This window comes from Pseudolysinimonas sp., from assembly GCF_031389465.1.
In the GTDB taxonomy this organism is placed as follows: Bacteria; Actinomycetota; Actinomycetes; order Actinomycetales; family Microbacteriaceae; genus Pseudolysinimonas_A.
This window is the reverse complement of the sequence record NZ_JANMSQ010000165.1, coordinates 1-4,736: the sequence shown is the minus strand read 5'-3', so window position 1 is coordinate 4,736 and position 4,736 is coordinate 1. Positions and strand designations below refer to the sequence as shown.

At 69.3% G+C, this 4,736-nt stretch carries 3 protein-coding genes and 1 pseudogene; 2 read left to right on the top strand and 2 right to left on the bottom strand.

All coding sequences use genetic code 11. The features are described 5' to 3' along the window. Both RMO30_RS06565 and xylB read left to right on the top strand, forming a co-directional pair. A pseudogene (locus RMO30_RS06565) lies at positions 1–643 on the top strand (TIM barrel protein); the annotation flags it as partial. A 24-nt stretch (positions 644–667) separates the two neighbouring features. Beyond that, a complete protein-coding gene (xylB, locus tag RMO30_RS06560) occupies positions 668–2,074 on the top strand; it encodes a xylulokinase (protein ID WP_309711040.1) in 1,407 nt (468 codons plus the stop codon). A gap of 21 nt (positions 2,075–2,095) precedes the next feature. Here the strand turns inward: xylB and RMO30_RS06555 are convergent, their stop codons facing one another. Further along, positions 2,096–3,346: an ROK family protein gene (locus RMO30_RS06555; RefSeq protein WP_309711037.1), complete on the bottom strand. Its 1,251-nt coding sequence runs from the start codon at positions 3,344–3,346 to the stop codon at positions 2,096–2,098. Between the two features lie 69 nt (positions 3,347–3,415). Further along, the coding region (locus RMO30_RS06550) for an alpha-L-arabinofuranosidase C-terminal domain-containing protein (RefSeq protein WP_309711034.1) at positions 3,416–4,736 on the bottom strand (1,321 nt) is incomplete at its 5' end.

The window sequence follows — 4,736 nt, the reverse complement described above, 5'->3', positions numbered from 1 at the left end:
GCCCAACGAGCCCCGTGGTGACATCCTGCTGCCCACGGTGGGTCACGCGTTGGCGTTCATAAACTCCCTGCAGCACCCGGAGATGGTCGGGCTGAACCCTGAGGTCGGGCATGAGCAGATGGCCGGGCTGAACTTCGCCGCCGGGATTGCGCAGGCGCTGTACCACGGCAAGTTGTTCCACATCGACCTGAACGGTCAGCGTGGGATCAAGTACGACCAGGACCTGGTCTTCGGTCACGGCGACGTCCTGAACGCGTTCTCGCTCGTCGACCTCCTCGAGTTCGGCGGGCCCGATGGCGGCGCGACCTACCACGGCCCCCGACACTTCGACTACAAGCCGTCGCGCACCGAAGACCCGAACGGCGTCTGGGATTCGGTCTCGGCGAACATGCAGATGTACCTGCTCCTGAAGGAGCGGGCGGCCGCCTTCCGCGCCGACCCCGAGGTCGCGAAGGCGCTCGCGGCAGCCAAGGTCGACGAGATCAGCCGCCCGACGCTGTCGCCGGGCGAGGGATACCCCGAACTGCTGGCCGACCGGTCGGCGTACGAAGACTTCGATGCGGCTCCGTACTACAACGGTCGCGGCTTCGGGTTCGTCCGCCTCCAGCAGCTCACGCTCGAGCACCTGCTCGGCGCGCGCTGACCATCGCCTGATCCGGGAGTGACCGTGCGTCTCGTCGCGGGCGTCGACTCGTCGACACAGAGCTGCAAGGTCGTCGTCGTCGATGTCGAGTCGGGGCGGGTCATTCGGTCGGGACGCGCCTCGCACCCCTCCGGCACCGAAGTGGCTCCGGCGGCGTGGTGGGAAGCCCTCCTCGGAGCGATTGCCGACGCCGGCGGCATCCGCGACGTCGAGGCGGTGTCGATCGGCGGTCAGCAACACGGCATGGTGGCTCTCGATGCTCAAGGTGAGGTCGTTCGCGACGCGTTGCTCTGGAACGACACGCGCAGCGGCGGCTCGGCCGAGGCGCTGCGGGAGGAGTTCGGCCGCGAAGCCTACGCGGCTCGCACGGGCCTCGTTCCCGTCGCCTCGTTCACCGCGAGCAAGCTGCGGTGGCTGCGCGACGCCGAGCCGCAGAACGCGGCCCGCGTTGCGGCAGTAGCCCTCCCCCACGATTGGCTCACCTGGCGACTGCGCGGTCACGGGCCGGGGGGGGCCGATGATCTCGCCGCTCTGACGACCGACCGCTCCGATGCGAGCGGCACGGCCTACTGGTCCCCAGACACGGGCGACTACGCCCGGGAGCTGCTCGAGCTAGCCCTCGGTCACGACGCGATCTTGCCGCGGGTCCTCGGCCCCGCCGAGTCGGCCGGAGTCGCCTCCGACCACCCCGGCGTCGCTGCGGGGACCCTCGTCGCCGCGGGAGCTGGAGACAACGCGGCGGCCGCGCTCGGCCTCGGCGCGCGCAGCGGAGACGTCGTCGTGTCGATCGGGACGAGCGGCACCGTATTCGCTGTGACCGATCATCCGGTCGCCGATCCGACGGGAACCATCGCCGGATTCGCCGACGCCGGCGGGGCGTTCCTGCCCCTGGTCGCGACGCTCAATGCGGCGCAGGTTGTGGACACTGTCGCCGCACTGCTCGGAGTCGATCACGCCGAGTTCGGAAAGCTTGCCCTCGCCGCCGAACCCGGAGCCGACGGGGTCACCCTCGTGCCCTACTTCGCCGGCGAACGCACCCCCGACCTCCCCGATGCCACCGCGACCTTCGCCGGGTTGACCTATCGCAGCTCGACCCGCTCCAACGTCGCCCGAGCGGCAATCGAGGGCATGGTCTGCGGGATCGCCGCGGGGCTCCACGCTCTCATCGAGGCAGGCGTCGCGGTCGACCGCATCCTGCTCACCGGCGGCGGCGCGCGCCTCGACGCGACTCAACGAATCGCGAGCGAGATCTTCGGACGCCCGGTGACGGTCGTTCCGCCCGCCGAGTACGTCGCCCTCGGCGCCGCGGCGCAGGCCGCCTGGGCGCTGACCGGAACCCGCCCGGCGTGGGAGCTGGACGGAACGATCGTGGTCACCGCACCACCGCATCCCGAGACCCGCTCCGCGTATCTCGCTGCCGCGACCCGCTGAGCCGACCGGGCGCCCGGAAACTCAGGCGAGAGCCGCCGCAACATCGGCGCCGTCGGCCGCGCCGATCGCCGCCGGGTCGCGGAGCACCGAGCGGAACGCGAGTTCGGCCGCGCCCACCTGCAGACTGTCACGACGCAGCTCCGACGCCATGATGTCGACCGAGAGCCCCGGGCCACGAAGTGCCGTCGCCCGCACTCGTTCAGTGAGCAGGTCACCGCCGAGGCGGTGCAGGTCAGCGAGGAACCCGCCCAGGATGATGCGTCCCGGGTTGAACGTGTTGGTGACGTTGCGCAGGGCGATCGCGAGAAACTCGAGTTGCCGCTCGATCTCCGCGCGGCCCGCTGTCGAAAGGTCGGCCGCAGAGGTCAGGCGATCCGGCAGGTCGGCCGCCGAGGATCCCACCCAGCCCAGGGCTTCGAAGAACGCCGCGCGGGTGACCTCGGTCTCGAGGCATCCCGTGGCGCCGCAATGACAGAGCTGCCCGTCGGAGTTCACGAGCGTGTGTCCCAACTCGCCGCCGAAGCCTTCGCTGCCGGCGAGGAGGGAGTCGCCGACGATGACCCCACCACCAATGCCGCTCGCACCACCGTTGAGGAAGACCAGGTGGCTCTGCCCTCGACCAGCGCCGAACATCCCCTCGGCGACGACGCCGCAGGCAGCGTCGTTACCCGCCGAGGTCGGAAGCCCGGTCGCCTCGGTGATCATCTCGGCAAGAGGTTCGTCGACCCACTCCAGGTGGGGCGCGAGGTTGACGAAACCGTCACGGGACCTCACCTGCCCCGGCACGGCGACGCCGATGCCGACCAGGTGGTGGTGCCGTTCGAGATCCGGGCGCATCCCGGCCACGACGGCGGCAACGGCGTTCGCGACCTCCCGGGCCGAGGGGATTCGGTCGTTTTCGTAGCGCACGACCCGAAGGACTCGGCCGCCGAGGGCGACGACACTGATGATCGTCGCGTCGAGTTCGGGGTTGACCGCAATCGCGACGATCCGCTCGGTCGGGATGATCGTGGCACTCGGCCTGCCGACGCGATTGGTCGCCCGCGGATCGGCGGCCTCCACGATGCCGCGAAATTCGAGGTCAGCGACGATGGTGGCGATCGTCGATCGGTTCAGCCCCGTCGCCCTAGTCAGCTCAGCGCGGGAGATCTCGCGGTTCGCGTGAACGAGGCCGAGCACGATCGACAGATTGCTGCGACGGAGATCGTCGAGACTGCCGCCGGCGGGCGCGTGCCCGGCAGCACCGGCAAACGGGCGAATCACTTCCTTCACAGCGGCTCCTAGCGACTCCGCAACTCGCCCGGAGGTCGCTGAGAACGCTACTCCTGCGGATGCGGTGGTTCAAAACCCGAGACGAACAGCCGACCAGGATGCCGGTGGCAGGGTGAGCTCGACTACCCCGTCGGTGATCGCGGTCGTCAGGGGCCGCAACCCGACCCGGGCGGGCTCGTCGAGCGTGTTGCGCGCCATCGGGTCGGCATCCCACAGCGTGTGCGCTTCGAGGATCGACGTCACTCCGGCGGCGGTGAGGTCAACCCGCACCTGTGCTTCCTCGCTAGCCCCGCGGTTCACCAGGAAGATCGACAGGCCGTCGTCATCCGTCGTCGCAACGGCATCGACGAGCGGCACCGTGCCGTGGGCCGCCGTCGGCATCGTGTCGCTGCGCAAAGCGACGTGCACCGCGTGCCCGCGGCCGAGTCGCGAGGTCACCGCAAACGGGAAAAAGGTGGTCTGGCGCCAGGCGATCCCGCCCGGCTCGGTCATGATCGGCGCAATCACGTTGACCAGCTGCGCGAGGCTCGCGGCGGTCACCCGATCGGCATGTCGCAACAGCGAGATCAGCAGACCGCCCACGACGACCGCGTCGGCGACCGTGTAGGAGTCCTCGAGCAGTCGCGGGGCAACGGGCCAATCGTCGATAGCGGTGCGCTTGTCGTCGACGTGGTAGCGGTCGATGTCCCACACGTTCCACTCATCGAACGAGATGCCGATGCGCTTATCACTGCCCTTGAGCGCAGCGACATGGTCGATCGTCGCCGCGACCGATTCGATGAACTTGTCCATGTCGACGGGGGATGCGAGGTACTCAGCCAGGTCGCGATCGCCTTGGCTGTAGTACGCGTGACACGAGATGAAGTCGACCTCGTCCCAGGTGTGCTCGAGCACAGTGCGTTCCCACTCGCCGAAAGTCGGCATGCTGCGACTCGAGCTGCCACAGACGACGAGCTGCAGTCGGGAGTCGAGTTGCCGCATGGCCCGCGCGGCCTGCGCCGCCAGCTTCGCGTAGTCCTCGGCGCTGCGATGCCCGAGCTGCCACGGGCCGTCCATCTCGTTGCCGAGGCACCAGATCGTCACAGCATGAGGCGCGGGCGACCCGTTGTCGATCCGCTGCTGCGAGAGGGTTGTCCCACCCGGGAGGTTCGCGTACTCGAGCAGATCGAGCGCTTCGGAGACGCCGCGCGTGCCGAGGTTGACCGCGAGCATCAACTCGGTTCCCGCCTTCGCCGACCAGCGCGCGAACTCGTCGAGCCCGACTTGGTTCGTCTCGAGCGAATGCCAGGCGAGGTCGAGTCGACGGGGGCGAGTCTCCTGCGGGCCCACGCCATCCTCCCAGCGGTATCCCGAGACGAAGTTGCCGCCGGGGTAGCGCACGGTCGTGACC